At 45.0% G+C, this 19,241-nt stretch carries 20 protein-coding genes and 1 pseudogene; 18 read left to right on the plus strand and 3 right to left on the minus strand.

Going from position 1 to position 19,241, the window contains the following annotated elements; translation table 11 throughout:
• The first annotated feature begins 72 nt into the window (after positions 1-72).
• A complete protein-coding gene (locus JHC35_RS05520; RefSeq protein ID WP_295042813.1) occupies positions 73-906 on the plus strand; it encodes a peptidylprolyl isomerase in 834 nt (277 codons plus the stop codon).
• Between the two features lie 79 nt (positions 907-985).
• Here the strand turns inward: JHC35_RS05520 and JHC35_RS05525 are convergent, their stop codons facing one another.
• Both JHC35_RS05525 and accB read right to left on the minus strand, forming a co-directional pair.
• Positions 986-2,326, minus strand: coding sequence for an acetyl-CoA carboxylase biotin carboxylase subunit (locus JHC35_RS05525; RefSeq protein WP_295042815.1), 1,341 nt, complete (start codon positions 2,324-2,326; stop codon positions 986-988).
• Between the two features lie 3 nt (positions 2,327-2,329).
• On the minus strand, positions 2,330-2,788 hold the full coding sequence (gene accB / locus JHC35_RS05530) for an acetyl-CoA carboxylase biotin carboxyl carrier protein (RefSeq protein WP_295042818.1): 459 nt from the start codon (positions 2,786-2,788) through the stop codon (positions 2,330-2,332).
• Between the two features lie 72 nt (positions 2,789-2,860).
• Between accB and dcd the strand changes: the two genes are divergently transcribed.
• From dcd to JHC35_RS05550, 4 genes are all read left to right on the plus strand, one after another.
• Positions 2,861-3,421, plus strand: coding sequence for a dCTP deaminase (gene dcd / locus JHC35_RS05535; protein WP_295042820.1), 561 nt, complete (start codon positions 2,861-2,863; stop codon positions 3,419-3,421).
• A 43-nt stretch (positions 3,422-3,464) separates the two neighbouring features.
• Positions 3,465-3,701, plus strand: a complete 237-nt coding sequence (locus JHC35_RS05540) for a DUF465 domain-containing protein (protein WP_295042822.1) — start codon at positions 3,465-3,467, stop codon at positions 3,699-3,701.
• A gap of 125 nt (positions 3,702-3,826) precedes the next feature.
• Entirely contained in the window at positions 3,827-4,342 is a 516-nt protein-coding gene (locus JHC35_RS05545; RefSeq protein ID WP_295042824.1) for a GAF domain-containing protein, read from the plus strand.
• Positions 4,339-4,833, plus strand: a complete 495-nt coding sequence (locus tag JHC35_RS05550) for a GAF domain-containing protein (protein WP_295042826.1) — start codon at positions 4,339-4,341, stop codon at positions 4,831-4,833. Before JHC35_RS05545 ends, JHC35_RS05550 begins: the two co-directional genes overlap by 4 nt.
• 69 nt (positions 4,834-4,902) lie before the next feature.
• Here the strand turns inward: JHC35_RS05550 and asnB are convergent, their stop codons facing one another.
• On the minus strand, positions 4,903-6,708 hold the full coding sequence (asnB, locus tag JHC35_RS05555; RefSeq protein ID WP_295042828.1) for an asparagine synthase (glutamine-hydrolyzing): 1,806 nt from the start codon (positions 6,706-6,708) through the stop codon (positions 4,903-4,905).
• Between the two features lie 117 nt (positions 6,709-6,825).
• Between asnB and metK the strand changes: the two genes are divergently transcribed.
• The 13 genes and pseudogenes from metK (at position 6,826) to pglE (ending at position 19,223) form a co-directional block, all read left to right on the plus strand.
• Complete coding sequence (gene metK, locus JHC35_RS05560; protein WP_295042830.1) at positions 6,826-8,028, plus strand: methionine adenosyltransferase; 1,203 nt, start codon at positions 6,826-6,828, stop codon at positions 8,026-8,028.
• A pseudogene (locus tag JHC35_RS05565) lies at positions 8,025-9,295 on the plus strand (nucleotide sugar dehydrogenase). Before metK ends, JHC35_RS05565 begins: the two are co-directional and overlap by 4 nt.
• On the plus strand, positions 9,295-10,251 hold the full coding sequence (locus JHC35_RS05570; protein ID WP_295042832.1) for a Gfo/Idh/MocA family oxidoreductase: 957 nt from the start codon (positions 9,295-9,297) through the stop codon (positions 10,249-10,251). Before JHC35_RS05565 ends, JHC35_RS05570 begins: the two are co-directional and overlap by 1 nt.
• Before the next feature lies 1 nt (position 10,252).
• A complete protein-coding gene (locus JHC35_RS05575) occupies positions 10,253-10,828 on the plus strand; it encodes an acyltransferase (protein ID WP_295042834.1) in 576 nt (191 codons plus the stop codon).
• A complete protein-coding gene (locus tag JHC35_RS05580) occupies positions 10,825-11,922 on the plus strand; it encodes a DegT/DnrJ/EryC1/StrS family aminotransferase (protein WP_295042835.1) in 1,098 nt (365 codons plus the stop codon). The genes JHC35_RS05575 and JHC35_RS05580 overlap by 4 nt, the downstream gene beginning before the upstream one ends.
• Complete coding sequence (locus JHC35_RS05585) at positions 11,910-12,437, plus strand: DapH/DapD/GlmU-related protein (RefSeq protein WP_295042837.1); 528 nt, start codon at positions 11,910-11,912, stop codon at positions 12,435-12,437. The genes JHC35_RS05580 and JHC35_RS05585 overlap by 13 nt, the downstream gene beginning before the upstream one ends.
• Positions 12,434-13,705 (plus strand): hypothetical protein, encoded by a 1,272-nt coding sequence (locus JHC35_RS05590; RefSeq protein ID WP_295042839.1) that lies wholly within the window; start codon positions 12,434-12,436, stop codon positions 13,703-13,705. The genes JHC35_RS05585 and JHC35_RS05590 overlap by 4 nt, the downstream gene beginning before the upstream one ends.
• Positions 13,702-14,859 carry a glycosyltransferase gene (locus tag JHC35_RS05595; protein WP_295042841.1) on the plus strand — a complete coding sequence of 386 codons (1,158 nt, stop codon included), beginning with the start codon at positions 13,702-13,704 and terminating at the stop codon, positions 14,857-14,859. Before JHC35_RS05590 ends, JHC35_RS05595 begins: the two co-directional genes overlap by 4 nt.
• The gene (locus tag JHC35_RS05600; protein ID WP_295042843.1) at positions 14,856-15,986 is read left to right on the plus strand and encodes a hypothetical protein; all 1,131 of its coding nucleotides are present in this window, start codon (positions 14,856-14,858) and stop codon (positions 15,984-15,986) included. Before JHC35_RS05595 ends, JHC35_RS05600 begins: the two co-directional genes overlap by 4 nt.
• Complete coding sequence (locus JHC35_RS05605) at positions 15,983-17,131, plus strand: glycosyltransferase family 4 protein (protein WP_295042845.1); 1,149 nt, start codon at positions 15,983-15,985, stop codon at positions 17,129-17,131. The genes JHC35_RS05600 and JHC35_RS05605 overlap by 4 nt, the downstream gene beginning before the upstream one ends.
• On the plus strand, positions 17,115-17,708 hold the full coding sequence (locus JHC35_RS05610; protein ID WP_295042847.1) for a sugar transferase: 594 nt from the start codon (positions 17,115-17,117) through the stop codon (positions 17,706-17,708). Before JHC35_RS05605 ends, JHC35_RS05610 begins: the two co-directional genes overlap by 17 nt.
• Positions 17,708-18,109 carry an acyltransferase gene (locus JHC35_RS05615; RefSeq protein WP_295042849.1) on the plus strand — a complete coding sequence of 134 codons (402 nt, stop codon included), beginning with the start codon at positions 17,708-17,710 and terminating at the stop codon, positions 18,107-18,109. The genes JHC35_RS05610 and JHC35_RS05615 overlap by 1 nt, the downstream gene beginning before the upstream one ends.
• Positions 18,102-19,223: a UDP-N-acetylbacillosamine transaminase gene (gene pglE / locus JHC35_RS05620; RefSeq protein ID WP_295042851.1), complete on the plus strand. Its 1,122-nt coding sequence runs from the start codon at positions 18,102-18,104 to the stop codon at positions 19,221-19,223. The genes JHC35_RS05615 and pglE overlap by 8 nt, the downstream gene beginning before the upstream one ends.
• The last annotated feature ends 18 nt before the right edge of the window (positions 19,224-19,241 follow it).

Here is a 19,241-nt window from a genome sequence, read left to right on the forward strand (position 1 = left end):
ACAATGTCGGAATTTTAGTTAAGGCTTTGTTAAAAGCGGGTAAAATAGAAAACTTTGACTTAGGAGTATCAATTGCGCTCATTCACCCTTTCGGCATTACTAGCCACTTTTTTATGGAGTGCCCCGATCGGCGGTGTCGCCGTTCTCGTCAAAAACAGCCCCATTACGTTGTATGAAGTACAGCAAGAGATGAAACAAAGCGGAACTGGCGCAAACCAAAGCGCCGATACCCTCATCCGTAAAAAGCTCGAACAGCTTGAAGCGGCAGAAAAAAAGATCACGGTGAGCTCCACCGAGATTGATGAAGAATTAGCCCGTATGGCAGCCCAAAACAACCTCTCTAAAGAGCAGTTTTTAAATGCGATGCAGACGGTCCGTGGCTTGAGCGAAAAAGAACTTCGCGGCAAAATCGAAGAGAGTATCAAAGGGCAAAAACTTTATAGTGCTATCGCATTTTCAAAAATGTCTCAGCCGAGCGCTGAAGAGGAAAATGAATACTATCAACTCCATTTGGACGATTTTTCACGACCCGAAAGCTTTGAGGTAACGACCTACGTCTCTCCGTCCCAAGAAGCTTTGGCAGCTAAGATTGCCGATCCGATGCGCCATATCGAAGCGATTGAAAGCAAAGACGAAACAATCCCGTTCGCTAAAATCAACCCTCAATTGGCACAACTTCTCAACAAAATACCTAACGGGAGCTTCGGACCAATCCTCCCGAACGGAAAAAACGGTTTTATGAGCTTTTATATGCGTGATAAAATCAATGTCGTAACAGAGAACGTTGATTCAGTACGCCCTCAAATCGATAATATGATCATGGGAGAAAAACGTAATCAGGTGCTTAACGATTATTTTACCCGCCTTCGTCTCAGCGCAGATATCAAAGTATTGCGTCTCCCTTAAATCAGAGAGCTGCTTTTTATTTTACGACCATCTCGTGGGTGGGTGAGTGGTTACGAAAAAAGGGGAATTACAGCGGCAATCAGCCGTTGTAATTTTCGAGATATTTGGTATCGAAGTGATTATTGATGAAATCGGGGTTTTTCATCATTTTCATGTGAAACGGAATCGTTGTTTTGATCCCCGTGATCGTAAATTCGCTGAGCGCTCGGTGCATTCTCTTAATCGCATCATCACGATCTTTTCCGTAAACGATCAATTTTCCGATCATCGAATCGTACGTCGGAGGGACAATGTATCCCGCGTGGGCGTGGGTATCGATACGGACATTACGTCCGCCCGGAGCGATCCACTGTGTGATTTTTCCCGGACACGGCAAAAATTTCACCGGATCTTCGGCGGTAATACGACACTCAATCGAGTGTCCGGTGAGAACCACGCTTTCTTGGCTCGGAAGCGCCTCACCCTCTGCCACGCGGATCATCATCTCGATCAAGTCAAGCCCACTCACCATCTCGGAGACGCAGTGTTCTACTTGAAGACGGGTATTCATCTCCATAAAGTAGAAATTTTTATCGGCATCGAGAAGATACTCGAATGTCCCTGCGCCCTCATATTTGATGTATTTGGTGGCACGAACCGCCGAGGCGTGCAACTCTGCACGGATTTCAGGAGTCAACGCTACTGCAGGGGATTCTTCGATCAGCTTTTGGTGACGGCGCTGCATAGAACAGTCACGCTCGCCGATGTGCAATACGTTGCCGTGGCTGTCCGCGATCACCTGAACTTCGATATGGCGAGGATTTTTAATGAATTTCTCCATGTAAATCGTACCGTCACCGAATGCACCGATCGCTTCCGCTTCGGCCGCCAAAAAGGCGTTTTCGATATAGCTTTCGTCTTCGACAACACGCATACCGCGTCCACCGCCGCCGGCTGCGGCTTTGAGGATAACCGGATAACCGACCTCTTTGGCGCGTACTTTTGCTTCGGCGATGTCTTTGATCGCACCATCAGATCCCGGAACGACCGGAACGCCTGCGGCGATCATCACCTCTTTGGCTTTGGATTTATCCGACATCATCACCATAACTTCGGGAGTCGGTCCGATAAATTTGATCCCGTGGTGGGTACAAATCTCTACAAAATGTTGGTTTTCAGACAAAAACCCGTATCCTGGAAATACCGCGTCACATCCGCTGATTTCACACGCCGCAATAATAGCGGGGATATTGAGATAACTTTGAGAGCTTGGAGCCCCACCGATACAAATCGCTGCATCGGCAAGCTTCAAATAGGATGCCTCTTTATCGGCAGTGGAGTAGACCGCTACCGCTTCTTTTCCCATCTCTTTGATTGTACGAATGGCACGAAGCGCGATTTCACCACGATTCGCGACTAAAATACGTTTGATCTCTGCCATGATTTAGAGCTTCTTGACAGCAAATAACGGCATATCGTATTCGACTGCTTGAGCATCAGATACCAAAATACTCACGATTTCGCAATCAAATTCAGCTTCCAATTCATTCATAATTTTCATTGCTTCCAAAACAGCGATCACTTGTCCTTTTTTAACACGGTCACCAACTTTGACAAACGGAGCCGAATCCGGTGACGGAGCCGCATAAAATGTCCCTACCATAGGTGAGAGGATCATGTCTCCGGTATGAACCGGCGCAGCAGGAGCAGCGGCTTCAATCACAGCCGCCGGCGCAGCAGGGGCTGTCGCAGCAACCGCCACCGGAGCAGCCATAGCTGGTGCGGCAGCCACACCGATATTTTTTTCAAGTTCAATCGAAAAAGCGTCTTGAGTAATTTTTAATTTTGAAAGAGTACTTGCATCAAACTCTTGCAAAAGGGCTTTAATTTGTTTCATATCCATTGGAAAATGCTCCTAAAAGTAGGGTAATAGATGTGCTATACTACCACAAATAAAATTAACAACGGATAGAAGATGGGTCTTAAAAGCGACGGATGGATACGAGAAAAGGCGTTAAACGAGGAGATGATTACCCCGTTTTGTGAAGATCAAGTGGGAGTCGGCGTCGTCAGTTACGGGCTTAGTTCGTACGGTTATGATATCCGCGTGACGAATGAATTCAAAATTTTTACCAATCTAAATTCGACGGTCGTCGATCCGAAACATTTTGACGATATGAACGTCGTCGATTTTGTCGGGGATGTCTGTATCGTTCCCCCTAACTCGTTTGCATTGGCACGTACAGTGGAGTATTTCAAAATCCCTCGTGACGTTTTAGCGATCTGCTTGGGAAAATCAACCTATGCACGCTGCGGAATCATCGTCAACGTCACCCCGTTCGAACCCGAATTCGAAGGGCACATCACGATCGAAATTTCCAACACTACGCCGCTTCCGGCCAAAATTTATGCCAACGAGGGGATTGCACAAGTACTCTTTTTGCAAGGGGATGAAATGTGTGAAACATCCTACAAAGACAAAAGCGGAAAATACCAAGGGCAAGAGGGGATTACCCTTCCACGGATTTTAAATTAAGTAATGGTATAATTTCGATAAATTTCCACGCAAGGACACTCAAATGTTGCACGAATACCGCGATGTTATCACTCACATGAAAGAAAACGGTGCGGCAAATGCCCACTTTTTGAAAGTTTTTGACAAACACAACGAACTTGATAACCAAATCACAAAGGCTGAAAACGGCGAAATTCCGTTGAGCGATCTTGAACTCGAAAAACTAAAAAAAGAAAAACTATCACTTAAAGACGAAGCATACGCTATGATCATTGCGTATAAAAAAGAGCACAATCTCTAAAACTTCTCTCCCTTTTGAAGGGAGAACTTATCCTTCTATACTCAATCCGCATCAAAAAATTTCCTTTTTAAGCTTTAATATAGATACGATTTATTTTTTATGATTTTATTTTGTTGGGGTTATCCATGCAAACTTCGTTTACTGCACTAGCCGATTTTGGACGAGCGCTGCTGAAACATCCGACCCTTTCCGAAGGGCTCCACATGATTTCTGAATATGCCAAGCAAGTCAGCGGGGCTGAACGCTGCTCTATTTTTATCTACAATCCGAAAATTCAAATGCTGTGGACAACGTTGGCTGACGGTATCGAAAAAATCATGGTACACAAAGATGACGGGATTGTCGGGCATACCCTCAAAGAGGGAAAACCTATTTTGGTCAACAACCCCTATGAGGATGAACGGTTTTTACATACTATCGACAATAAAACGGGGTTTGTCACGGAAAACATCGCATCTATCCCCATTTTTGTTTCTGCCCGTCATATTATCGGTGTGTTTCAGCTCCTGAATAAACCGGGAGGATTTTCCAAGGAAGATGCAAAATTTATGATCTTTTTTGCACATTATATCAGCGGGTATCTAGAGCTTGCTATGCTCTTTGATGATGAAGCTACTTTACTAAAAAAAGGGGTAGAATGAGTTTAGAAATCTACAAACGGATTGCCGATTTCGGTAAAAAACTGAGCGGTCTGGATCATATCGAAGAGGCGTTACCGACGATCGCGGAAGAGGCAAAAGCGATTGTCAATGCCGAACGCTGTTCCATCTTTATCGTCGATCGCGAGGGAGGAATGCTATGGACAAAACTGAGTGACGGAATCGGACGTATCGCTATCGGAATCGATTCGGGAATCGTCGGCGATACCGTTTTGAAAAAAGCAGTGCAACTTGTCAATACACCGTATGAAGACAGTCGGTTTTTGGCGAAAATCGATGAAAAAAGCGGTTTTGTAACCCGTAATATCCTCGCCATCCCCATCTTCAACTCTCGCCAAGAGGTGATCGGTGTTATCCAGCTTCTCAATAAATACAACGGAGATTTTGATGACAAAGACGAGGGGATTATGAGCTTTTTTGCAAATTACGTTAGCGGAACATTAGAACTCGCCTTGTTGTTGGAGAAGAAGTAATTCTTCTCTTCGTCATTCCCGTGAAGACGGGAATCTAGCTGGATGCCCGCCTACGCGGGTATGACAACATTACAATAATTCCCGCTTTATCCAATGACTGAGGACATAAAGTCCCCAGACATGCTGTTTAAATTTCCCTCGTCTGGCTAACTCCAAGTATTCTTCAATCACTTCGGGATAGAACAATCCCGTTTTTTCATTCACTTCCCGTATCAAATCCAACCGTCCAGAGGCGATCAACCACTCCATGTAGGGGTTAGCAAACCCTTTTTTACGCCGATCGATAATCTCATCGCCAAGATAGTTTCGGGCAATCTGCTTGAGAAGTGTTTTACTCTTCCCGCTACCGATACGAAGTGCGGGATCAACCAAGAGCACCGTCTCGGCAAGCCGATGATCCAAAAACGGCGTCCGCGCTTCGAGGGTGTGCGCCATCGAAACCCGATCCAGTTTACTCAAAAAATGCTCTCCGACAAAGAGTTTCAAGTCGATCATGCTGTACCAAATGCTTGGATCGGTGTGTCCCGTTTTTTCAAATTCATCCCGATATTTCTGTAAAAATCGGAGTGATTCATTATCCCGAACATTGCGGCGAAAGAGCTTATTTTGCTGCAAATCGGTAAATTTTTCCCCCGAAGTGCGAAACAGCAGCGTCTCATCAAACACCCGCTTGTACCACTCCCATTCACGATTCATCGAAAAATGGCTGTGAAAATATTTTTTGAGCCAGTTTTTATGGTGAAGCGATGCGGCTTTTTCGATGTCGAGATACTCGAAATACTGCCGATACCCCAAAAATAGTTCGTCCGAACCTTCCCCACTGAGGAGGACTTTGTACCCATTCTCGCCGATTTTTTGCATCAGCAGATACAGAGGCAACGCGGCGGGATCATTGAGTGGCTCATCCATATGGACCAACAGCTCATCCAAATGCTTATCGAAATCGTTTTGAGAAATAACCACCTCGGTGTGCGCTAACCCTAAATATTCCGCCGTAATTGCCGCATTACGCCGCTCGTCATACGCGCCGTATTCATCGTACCCGAGAGTAAAAACGGGGAGTTTCTTCCCCTGAGCTGAAGCGACGGCGCAAATCATCGCACTGTCCAAACCGCCCGAGAGAAGCGCCGCAATCGGCGCATCCGTATCCAGACGAGCGGAGATGGAGCGATGCAACTCTTTTTCGATCCGTTGCAACGCATCCTCACGATCCGTGATTACGGAAGATGGAGTATTGAGTAGATCGTAATAGCGGTGCTTGGTAAGGATACCGTGTTCATAACAGAGCCATTCGCCGCTCTCTAATTTTTCGATCCCCTCATAAAACGTATGGGGCGGCGTGGGGGCTAAAAAGGAGAGATAGGAGTGAAGTGCCTCATCGTTGAGTCGAACCGACGATAAAAAAGGTTTGATCGCCTTGATCTCCGAAGCGAAAACCAATGCCTCTTTTCCTTGATAATAAAAAAGGGGCTTTTTTCCGAATCGATCTCGCACGAGATAGCATTTGTCCCCATCTACCAAAGCAAACGCGAACATCCCCTCCAGATACTCAACACATCCAATCCCCCACCGCGCATACGCCGCCAAAATCACTTCGGTGTCGCTCTGCGTTTCCCAATGGTGCGGGTTCAGCTGTTCTCGCAATGCCGCATGATTGTAAATCTCGCCGTTAAAACTGATAAGAACTTTTTCTCTGCGCATCGGCTGATGGGAACGGGGATGATTGTCGGTGATGGAGAGGCGCTGATGGGCTAAAAAAAGATTTTCTTGCTCAACGATACCGCAATGGTCGCGTCCTCGATGAGAGAGTGTCTGGAGGGCGGTACGGGCTTTTTGCGGGCTATACTCACCGATGATTCCAAATACTCCGCACACGCCAACCCTTTTTGGTGCAATTATACGCCATAAGCCCTAAGAAAATTTTTGCCTTAAATATCTTATAATGAAGCTATTCATGTTACCATCAATATTTAGCAAGGAAATAACCGTTTTATGTACCTCTTTACTTCTGAAGTCGTCTCCCCAGGGCACCCCGATAAATGTGCCGATATCATCGCCGACAGTATCGTCGATCGCCTCATCATCGGTGATCCGAAAAGCCGTGTCGCCAGCGAAGTTTTCGTTGCCGGCAAACATGTCGTTATCGGAGGAGAAGTTACTTCCAAAGTTGAACTCAGCACCAAAGAGTACAAACAAATCGCCCTCGATGCTCTGAAAAAAATCGGCTATAACGGTCATCCCCATTTCACGCGCGAAGAGTGCCTCCACCCAGATGACGTTCAGGTACAGGTGCTCCTTAACCGCCAATCTCCCGACATCAACCAAGGTGTTGACCAAGAAGACGGTGAGACGGGTGCAGGAGATCAGGGGATCATGTTCGGATACGCTGATTGTGAAACGGCAAACTATATGCCCAGCGCAATCACCTATGCACGAATGCTGATGGAGAAAGTGTACCACTACGCATTGGCACATCCGCATAAACTCGGTGTCGATATTAAAACTCAAGTCACCATGGATTACGGCTGTAAAGACAATTTTGAGACGTGTAATCCTCAATCGATCCACACCATCGTCGTCTCCGCTCCGTGTGTCAACACCATGAATATCGACCAAGTGCGTGAGCTGATCATGGAGCTGATCCTCGATACGGGGCTTCCGACCAATCTGTTTGATCCAAAAAACTGCATTATCCACATCAACCCGACCGGTAAATACGTCTCTCACTCAAGTCTCCACGACAGCGGTTTGACGGGACGCAAACTGATCGTGGATAGTTTCGGCGGCTACGCTCCTATCGGTGGAGGTGCTCAAAGTTCAAAAGATTATACGAAAGTAGACCGTTCAGGATTGTATGCGGGGCGTTGGATCGCGAAACACATCGTGGCCGCAGGGTTAGCGAAAAAAGCAATCGTTCAAATCAGCTACGCGATCGGGGTTGCCAAACCAACCTCGGTTGCCGTCGATACCTGCGGTACCTGTATTGAGGGATTGAACGACGATATTCTCTCCTCATTCGTACATGACAATTTTCCCCTCACACCCAACTGGATCACCCGTAAATTTAATCTCGATCACCCGAGCGAAACAACATTCCTCTATGCCGATGTCGCCTCTCGCGGTCAAGTCGGCCAAAGCGACTATCCGTGGGAAAAATTGGATGAATTGGATACGTTTGAAAGGCTAAAATCTTGAAAAATACACGGATTGCTATTGTTGGTTTAGGGTACGTCGGTTTACCGTTAGCGCATGCATTTGCCGAAAAGTACCATGTAATCGGATTCGATATCAATCAAAGTCGCATAGACGAACTGAAAAATGGGATCGATCGTACGTTAGAGCTTGATAAATCTCAGATTGAAGCGGTCAAAGAGAGCCTTTTTTTACTGAGGGCATTGATGATTTAAGAGCAGCAAATATCTTTATTGTTACCGTACCAACCCCTATCGATGACAGCAACCGCCCAGATTTGACACCACTTATAAAATCATCGCAAACCGTAGGAAAAGTGCTCAAAAAAGGTGACATCGTCATCTATGAAAGTACTGTTTATCCCGGTGTTACCGAAGAGGTATGTGTCCCTGAACTCGAGCGTGCGTCAGGATTCACCTTTAATGTCGATTTTTTCTGCGGCTATAGTCCAGAACGGATCAATCCGGGAGACAAAGAGCACACGGTTAAAAAAATTCTCAAGGTGACATCAGGCAGTACACCTGAAATTGCCGATCAGGTAGATACACTTTACCGTTCAATCATTACGGCCGGAACCCATAAAGCCAGCTCCATCAAAGTCGCTGAAGCATCAAAAGTGATTGAAAACACCCAACGAGACGTCAATATCGCACTCATCAATGAGCTTGCTCTCATTTTTGATACCATGGGGATTGATACCAACGAAGTCATCGAAGCCGCTGGTACAAAATGGAACTTTATCAAACTAAAGCCCGGTCTTGTCGGTGGGCACTGCATCGGTGTTGATCCGTATTATCTGACATTTAAAGCCGAAGAATTGGGCTATAAACCTAATCTCATTTTGGGTGCGCGACAGATCAATAACGGGATGAGTAAATACATTGCCGAAAAAACAATCAAATGTATGATTGAATCGGACAAAAAGATCAAAAATGCACGTGTACTTGTTTTAGGTGTCACGTTCAAAGAAAATTGTCCGGATATGCGAAACACAAAAGTCTTGGACATTGTCGCAGAACTTGAATCCTATGGTTGTGCCGTCGATATTTACGATCCATGGGTTGATCCTACCGAAGAAAAACACCATTACCGAGTTGAAATCATCCCTAATCCTTTTCAAGCTGAAACCCTTTATGACGCAATCATTTTAGCCGTGGCACATAATCAATTTCAAAATTTAAGTGAAGACGATTATCGCCGTATTTCCAGCGAGTCTCCTGTTGTCATCGATGTCAAAGGAATCGTTCCCAACCCTGCATGGAGATTATAATGAGTAAAAATTTTGCATTGATCGGCGCTGCTGGCTACATCGCTCCTCGCCATATGAAAGCGATCAAAGAGACCGGAAATACCCTTGTTGCTGCATTGGACAAATACGATGGAATCGGAATTATGGATAGCCATTTTCCACAAGCCCATTTTTTTACCGAATTTGAACGTTTTGACCGATTTGTCGATAAGTTTCACCGCGAAAACGATAAAAAAATCGAGTACATTGCGATAGCCAGCCCCAATTATTTGCATGACAGTCATATCCGTTTTGCTCTCAAAAGCGGAGCTCATGCTATCTGTGAAAAACCGCTCGTTTTAAATCCCCATAATATCGATCAACTCAAAATCATCGAAGAGGAAACGGGGAAAAAAGTGTATACGATACTTCAACTGCGTCTACACGATTCCATTATTGCTCTAAAAAACAAAATAGCCGCAGAGATAGAAGCTGACCCAACCAAAATTTACGATTTGGATCTTACCTATCTAACCAGTCGGGGAAAATGGTATTTTGTGAGCTGGAAAGGGGACGAAGCCAAAAGCGGCGGTATCGCTTCCAATATCGGTGTCCACTTTTTTGACATGCTCTCATGGATTTTTGGTCCTATAGAAGAAAATATTGTCCACATCAAACAAGCCGACACCAACGCAGGATACATGAAGCTCAAAAATGCACGTGTTCGCTGGTTTCTCTCAGTCAACTACGAGTATATCCCCGATGATGTGAAAGCTAACGGCAAAACGACGTATCGCAGTATCACCGTAAACGGTGATGAATTCGAATTTAGCGAAGGCTTTACCGATTTGCATACGACAAGCTATAAACATATTCTCGAAGGCGGCGGCTTCGGTTTGGATGAAGCACGCAACTCAATCGAAATTGTTTCTGCTATTCGAAAACTCTCTCCTATCGGCTTAAATGGAAACTATCACCCGTTTTGCGAGAAAATTTAATATGTCCGGCTATATTGCTCACGAGAGTGCCTATATTGACGATGGAGTAACCATCGGCAATCATACAAAAATATGGCATTTTAGCCATATTCTCTCCGGCACTGTCATCGGAGAAAACTGCTCTTTCGGTCAAAACTGTGTAATAGGACCAAAAGTGAAAATCGGAAACGGTGTCAAGGTTCAAAACAATGTGAGCATCTACGAAGGTGTTGAGTGCGAAGACGACGTCTTTTTAGGTCCGAGTATGGTTTTTACCAATGTCATTAATCCCAGAGCTTTTATCGTTCGTCGAGAAGAGTTCAGAAAAACACTTCTAAAACGGGGTTGCAGCATCGGTGCCAATGCAACGATTGTTTGCGGTGTCACGATCGGTGAGTACGCCTTGATCGGCAGCGGCTCCGTGGTGAACCGTGATGTCAAGCCCTATGGACTAATGGTCGGTGTCCCTGCACGTCAGATCGGTTGGGTCAGTCGCGCTGGAAATACGCTCTCCTTTGATGCTGATGGAATCGCAATAGATCCTTATGACGGAAGCCGTTATCAACTCGAAAATGATCTATTAAAGGTACTTGGATGAACATCGATTTCGCCAATCTACAAAAACATTATCTTCTCTATAAAGAAGAGATCGACACAGCCGTGCATGCCGTCATGGAAAAATGCAACTTCATTATGGGTGAAGAGGTAATACAACTCGAAGAAGAACTGGCTAATTACGCCGGTGTCAAACACGCTATTACGTGTTCGAGCGGGACAGACGCATTGCAACTCTCATTAATGGCAATCGATATCGCACCCGGCGATGAAGTGATCACCACCCCTTTTACGTTTATCGCAACAGCCGAGATGATTGCTCATTTAGGAGCCATACCCGTCTTTGTCGATATCGACGAAGCGACCTATACCATTGATCCTACTAAAATCGAAGCCGCCATTACTCCCAAAACCAAAGCAATCATACCCGTCAGTCTCTATGGGCAATGTGCCGATATGGATGCGATCAATGCCGTTGCAGAAAAGTACCATCTCATTGTCATTGAAGACGGAGCCCAAAGCTTTGGCGCTACCTACAAAGGTAAAAAATCGTGCGGACTCAGTGAGATCGGTTGTACGAGTTTTTTCCCCGCCAAACCATTGGGATGCTTTGGAGACGGAGGAGCCGTTTTTACCGATAATGATCGGCTTGCTGAGAAAATTCGTTCCCTTCGGGTACACGGTCAAAGCAAACGCTATCATCACCGTTATATCGGTATCGGAGGACGCCTTGACACGATTCAAGCGGCTGTTCTTTTGGTCAAACTACGACACTATGAATGCGATCTCTCGATGCGCCAAACAGTTGCTCATCACTATGATACAGTGCTCTCTTCAAAATATCCCATCCCTTTTATCGCACCTGAATACACCTCTGCTTATGCACAATACTCGATTCGGGTACAAAACCGTGATGTAGTCCAAGAAAAACTCAAAAGTGCCGGAATTCCAACAGCCGTCCATTACCCAATGCCGCTGCATTTACAGGAGTGTTTTACATATCTTGGATACCGAGTAGGAGATTTCCCGGTGTGTGAACGCGTTTCAAAAGAGATTATGAGTCTTCCGATGAACCCGTTTCTGAGTAATGAAGAGATTGCATACATTTCTCATAAGGTTATCGAATGTTTGGGATAATCCAAAAAGCATTACGCCGTTTAAAAATTCTTCCCCCTATTCAACCGCTGTATACCATTGGAAATGTTAAATACAACAATTCCATTATCGATGGGTTGGTTCCCCAATTTGTAGAAATCGGCGATAATTTTATCTCGGCTCCAGGATCAGTAATTCTCGCACACGATGCAAGTCTTTTGTACCATACCGGAAGTTACCGAATCCAAAAAACACTCATCGGCAACAATGTTTTTTTAGGGGCGAATGCCATCATTTTACCCGGAGTGACCGTTGGCGACAATGCTATCATCGGTGCGGGGAGCGTAGTTACAAAAGATATCCCTTCAAATATGGTAGTAGCCGGCAATCCCGCCAAAGTACTCTATTCTGTGCAAGACTATATTCAAAAATGCGAAGATAAAAATATTTTGGTACAAGCACCCGATTCGTTTCAAAAAATTTTTCATGGACAACGACTCACACAAGATGATATAGCAGCCTTGCAAAAAACTGCTATTGAAAAATATGTTCAATGAAATTACTGCATAAAGCACTCTCAAGTATAGTTGCTTTCCGAGAGCGGCAAGGTTTTTGGATTTTTGGCTCCATTCTTATAGAACGGTTAGGAAGCTTTCTTCTGACGGCTGTTATGGCTCGAACCCTTTCACCCATGGGTTTTGGTCAACTCTCTTCAATACGAACTGCCCTAGGCGTTGTTCAGCCACTCGCCGGAGGAGGTGCCCAACACGCACTGCTTCGATACGGTGTTTTACTACCCACGGATGATGAGCGTCGAATATTGACTTTAGGCGCTATCGCATTTGGATCGTTTTTTTCTATCATTCCAATCATAGGGTTAATCCTTTGGTATCTTTATTTTTCCCCTTCTTTTTCGGATGAAGGAGAATACTCTTTCTGGATCATCGTTTTTTCACTTGCGAGCTATAATCTTTTCGAGATCGTTCGCAACTATTGTCGTATAGTGTCCGACAACAAGCGTTTTGTTTTTTTAGGTATGACGTACACCGTGTTGCTCATTATTCTAGGATGGCTTGTTTCCCGATGGGGAATTGTCGGTTTTGCATCCCTTTTTGCACTCATCCCCTTGCTTCTCGGTCTCAGTGCAATACCTCAGCTTTTAATTCATCACCGAAACATTGTGATGCCTAAGCGTGATTTTTGGTACTATGGGTTTCATGTCGGAAGCGGTGCTATGGTGAATCAACTTTTTTTCTCACTGGATATATTGTTGCTTACCGCGACGGGCACCGATTCATCTTTGATCGCGGCATACAAAATTGCGACGATCATCCCCTACAGCCTCTTCATTTTACCGGGATCATTTTTGAGTGCCGATTTGCTTCATCTCACTCGCCATAGCCATGATAGATCTGCCCTCATGGAATATATTCGATCCTATTTTTCTATTTTCGCTTTATTGACTCCGATCCTTATCGCAATGCTGTGGTTCCTTTCGGAACCCCTTATAGAGTGGTGCTTTGGCAACAATTATCCTCTATCGGCATCCCTGCAAAATATTTTTTTAGTCGGTTTAGCGGGAACCTTTCTTTTGCGTATCCCCTTTGGTAATATCCTACAAGCCGTAGGCAAAGCAAACTGGAATGTATGGCATGCCGTTTTATTGATTCCGCTTTCCGCTATAGCTATGCATCAAGCGATTGAAACACATGGTGTCATCGGAGCTGCATGGGTAACATCCATCACGTTTCTCATATCGGGAATCATATCCCTGCTGCTCTTTGGACTGTATCTCCGTACCCTTGCAAAAAGTAATCACCAATGAAGCTTTTTATTCTCGGGAATCCAGACTCACCGTTTGTCCACTTTTTCGCCCTATGGCTCAAAAAAATACGCGGAGAAACCCTACATATCGATGGGGTAACATTTGATTCATCTGAGAAAAAATATTCCGAAGAGGTTATCCATACATTGACTCCTACCCCTCATGCCAAATGGGTACGCTTTTTTTGCCGTTTACCGAAGGTAGGGTTACTGATTCAAGCCGCCACACTGCATTCAAAATGTGCAAAAAAAGAGCCTTATGACATCTGTCATATTCAGTTTGTCATGCCTTTGTATACAATTATTCTCTCTTTGTTGGGAATACGCTATCGTACCTTGATCCTCTCTTTTTGGGGAAGCGACTATTATCGCGTCTCAGGAATTTGGCGGTGGATGCAAAAAATTTTGGTGAAGAGAGCCGACTGGATAACCTTCGCCAATGAAACCACTCGCAACGATTTTCAAAACTCGTTCTCTATCGATCCCAAAAAACTCGTTATTGCGCGCTTCGGACTTGCCCCCTTGGAGACAATCGATCACCTTTCAATGTCTGTTTCCGAGTGTAAAGAAGCCCTCAGCATCAATCCCGCCTATACGGTTGTCGCTTGCGGATACAACGCCAGCCCTTTTCAACAGCACGAACGAATTATCGATTCATTGGAGACCCTCTTGGATCAGCTCCCCTCCGATATTATTTTTGTGTTTCTCTTGAGTTACGGCGGATCCGTTTCGTACCGTGAACGCATCCGTGAACGATTAAACCGTTCACCTATCCGCTCCGTTTGTCTGAACGACTACCTCAACAACACCCAAGTGGCTATTTTTCGAAAAGCTACCGATATCATGATTCATATCCCTACAACCGACCAGTTCTCGGGATCGATGCAAGAACACCTGTATGCTGGGTCAAAAGTTATCACAGGGGCATGGCTCCCCTATTCTCCATGGATTGAGCGGGGATTACTTCTGGAACAAATAGATACTCCTGACGAGATCGGCATCGCACTTCTGCGCGTTTTGAACCACAAAACCGATAATAGACTTATTCAAGAGCAAAACCGAAAAGTCATCCGAGCTCTATCGAGTTGGGAAACGTGTATCGAGGATTGGAGTCACCTGTACGACAGAGCGCTAACGCACAAGGAGCCACAATGAAAATAGCTTACTTAACCCATGAAGATATCTCCCGTCCCAGTGGTGTAACCAACAAAATGAACGGTCAAATCACACAATGGAAAGAAATTGGGATGCAAACCAAACTTTTTTCATTGAAATCTTCAAAACCCGATAGTCCCGTTGCCGAGAGTGAAATCTTATCGGTGTGCACCTCCAAAAAATTTAGCCGAAAATATCTCGCAATGGCACGATCGGTTACCCAACTACATAAAAAACTCGCGCTGTTCCAACCCGATATTATTTACACACGCGCCCTTTTATATGTACCGAATCTTATCTCAACCCTCAAACGCGCTGCACCTTATGTCGTCGAAATTAACTCGAACGATGTGGCCGAGCTAAAAACATTTAGCCGTGCCGGACATTGGTATAATCTTCTGACACGAGATCTTTTTTTCAAAAATGCCGCTGCATTCGTATGCGTATCGCGGGAGCTCTCTTTGATTGAGCCTTTTGCGAAATACGGCAAACCGACCCTCGTGATAGGCAACGGAATCGATACGCAAAAATATAAAAACATCCCATCAACAGCCCCAGAGGAGGGTTCTTGCCGATTTGTATTTATCGGAACACCCGGACAAAGTTGGCATGGAATCGACAAAATTGCCTTTTTAGCCTCCGCATTGCCAAATGAGCATTTTACGATTATCGGGCTCACAACCCAAGAACTCGAAAAAGAGCTCAACTGTAACGTTCCGTCCAATCTTGAAGCAATCGGCTATTTAGACGATCAGGCTTCTTCTGAAGCGATTGCATCGGCACATATCGGCATCGGAACCCTCTCCTTATATGCCAAAGAATTAGAAGAGGCATCCGCACTGAAAGTGCGCCAATATCTCGCACTCGGGTTGCCGGTTATTTTAGGCTGCAAAGATACCGATCTCTCCTCGCATTCAGAACCGTTTATTCTCGAACTTCCCAATACGCCTGATAATATTTCTGGACACATAGAAGAGATTAAACGCTTCAGCATATCAGCAAGAGGCATTGATCGTACCCTGATTCGAGATTTTGCTGCACGTGTTCTCGACACACGGGTAAAAGAAAAAAAACGTCTCGATTTTTTGCAAACCATCCTATCTCAGACACAAAAGAAAACTCGATGAATCTTTTACGCTTCGGCTTCCTCTCTCACCTTGATCTCAATCTCTATCTCTTTCGCACCCCTATTATGAAAGAGCTAATCCGCAGAGGGCATACCGTGTATGCCATATGTCCAAAAGGGGATAAAAACAAGGCGTTACGGGAGATTGGATGCCATGTGATCAACTATGAGATTGATCGAAAAGGGCTAAACCCTTTTAGCGAAAAGCAATCGATCGATAACATCTATCATGCACTCAAAAATTTGAACATCGATATTCTGCATACGTTTACCGCCAAACCCAATATCTACGGAACATTCGCGGGACACAAAGCAGGTATACCCGTCATTTTAAATCTTGTGGAGGGGTTGGGGTCTTTTTATATCAAAAATACCCCTAAAACCATACTCATTCGAACAATCATGGAGCGGTTGTACAAACGAGCGTTTCATCTTTCGCAAGGATGCGTGTTCGTCAACACCGACGATCCGGCGTATATGATCAACAAAAAACTACTCCCCAAAGAGAAAGTCAAAATCATTAAAAGTGTCGGGGTCGATACCCAAAAATTCAGTATGCAAAACTACTCCGACGATACAATCATTTCGCTAAAACAGATCCACAATCTAAGCGACAAAAAGGTTGTGCTGATGGTAGCGCGGGCAATCTGGGACAAAGGAGTCCGCGAATATTATGAAGCGGCCAAAATCGTGAAAAACCGCTATCCCGATACCGAATTTTTACTCGTCGGAGGAACAGATGAGGGAAATCCGACCTGCGCAAGTGAAGCTTTTTTAAATTCCGATGGTGTAAAATGGCTAAAACATAGAAACGATATAGCCGATCTCACGGCTCTTTGCGATATATATGTTCTTCCAAGCTATCGAGAAGGGCTCCCCGCAACTTTAATGGAGGCGGCATCTATGGCAAAACCCATCGTCACCACCGATACAGTCGGCTGCAAAGAGGTGGTTGATGATGGCATTAACGGCTTTTTGGTCCCTGTGAAAGATTCCCTAGCCTTAGCAGAAAAAATCGCCCATTTACTTGAGGACAACCAGTTGCGCATCTCAATGGGAAATGCAGGAAGAACAAAAGCATTGAGAGAATTTGCTATAGAAAACGTAGTTCAACAGTATATGGAATATTATGAAACGTTTATTTGATTTTTCGTTGGCAAGCCTCTTGTTATTATTATTTTCACCCCTCTTTATCGTAACAATTTTGCTCATTTTAATGAAGATAGGAAAACCGGTATTTTTTCTCCAAATCCGTCCGGGCTATAAAGAAAAACTTTTCACCATTTATAAATTTCGTACCATGAGCGATGAGCGAGACAAAGAGGGAGAATTATTACCGGATGAGCAACGACTAAAAGGGGTCGGAAAATTCATCCGCAGTGCCAGTTTGGACGAGCTTCCCCAACTCATAAACGTCCTCAAAGGGGAGATGAGTTTTGTGGGACCGCGACCATTGTTATGCGAGTATCTTTCATTGTATAATGACGAACAAAAACGGCGGCATGACGTTCTCCCCGGAATTACCGGATGGGCACAGGTTAACGGACGAAACGCTATCAGTTGGGAAGAGAAATTTCAATACGATGTGTGGTATGTCGACCATCAATCATTTTGGCTTGATATGAAAATACTTTGGCTCACCTTTTTAAAAGTACTCAAACGAAATGATATTAACTCCTCAACAAGTGCAACAATGGAAAAGTTTAAAGGAGATCAAAAATAATGCAAATCCGTTTCAAAAACTGGCAATACCCTGAAATAGAAGAGGGTAAACCGACCAAATACAATTGGATTGTGCAAAACAAAGAGGGGCTCCAACTTGGTTTTGCCACGGATATTGGAGCGTTTTCTTATATCAACGCCAAATACGGGGTAGTTATTGAAGATGAAGTCCAAATCGGTTCTCATTGTTCCATCTATTCTATCTCGACCATCGACGATAAAAAAGGAAAAGTGGTGCTCAAAAAAAATTGTAAAATCGGAAGCCACTCTACCATTTTACCAAACGTCACCGTCGGTGAAAACTCCATTGTCGGTGCACACAGTCTCGTCCTCTCGGACATTCCTGATAATGTTATAGCCTTTGGTGTCCCTGCAAAAATAATTCGAGGTATACATGAATAACCGTATTTTCTTATCCCCTCCACACATGGGAGGAAATGAGCTTGCTTATATCCAAGAAGCGTTTGAGAGCAATTACATTGCCCCTTTGGGACACAATGTTGATGTATTCGAATCGCAGATCAAAGAGTATACCGGGGCAAAATACGCACTCGCGCTTACCAGCGGAACAGCTGCAATTCATTTGGCACTGCGGGTTCTTGGGATCAAAGACGGCGATGAAGTGATGGCAAGCACATTCACATTTATCGGCTCGGTTGCTCCGATCCTATACGAACGATGTACTCCGTTTTTCATCGATTCGGATGCAGCGAGTTGGAATCTCGATCCGAACCTCCTCGAAGAGGAGCTTGCCCATCGTGCCGCTACAGGTAAAAAACAGCCTAAAGCACTCATCGTGACCCACCTCTACGGACAATGTGCCGATATCAAACGGCTTGCTGCTTTGTGTGAGCACTACGGCGTTTATCTGATTGAAGATGCGGCGGAGAGTTTGGGGGCGACCTATGAGGGAAAACAAAGCGGTACATTCGGGAAAATGGGAGTCTACAGCTTCAACGGAAATAAAATCATCACCACCAGCGGGGGGGGAATGCTCGTCAGTGACGATGAAAAACTCATCGCTCACGCACGCCATCTCAGCACCCAGGCACGTGAAGCTGCTCCCCACTACGAACACATTGAATTTGGCTACAACTACCGTATGTCCAACATCGTCGCAGGAATCGGCAGAGGACAGATGGAAGTGCTCGATCAACGGATACAACGCCGCCGCGAGATATATGAGCGCTATCACAGAGCCCTTGCCTCTATCGAGGGAATAGCGTTTATGCCCGAACTTCCGAACAGTGTAGGAAACCGCTGGCTCACAACACTCATGTTACCTGAATCTATCGCACCGGAGCAGGTTCGTCTCGCCCTTGAACGTGACAATATCGAATCTCGTCCGTTGTGGAAACCGATGCACGCACAACCTCTGTTTCAAGGGGCACAAAATCGACTGAACGGCATAAGCGATACATTATTCCAACACGGGATTTGTCTTCCGAGCGGCTCATCTTTGAGCGATGAAACGGTTGATAGGATTGTTTCTCGTCTGAAAGAGTTGATTCATTGATAATGCTACCCCTTTTGG

The organism is Sulfuricurvum sp., assembly GCF_022759005.1.
Lineage (GTDB): Bacteria > Campylobacterota > Campylobacteria > Campylobacterales > Sulfurimonadaceae > Sulfuricurvum.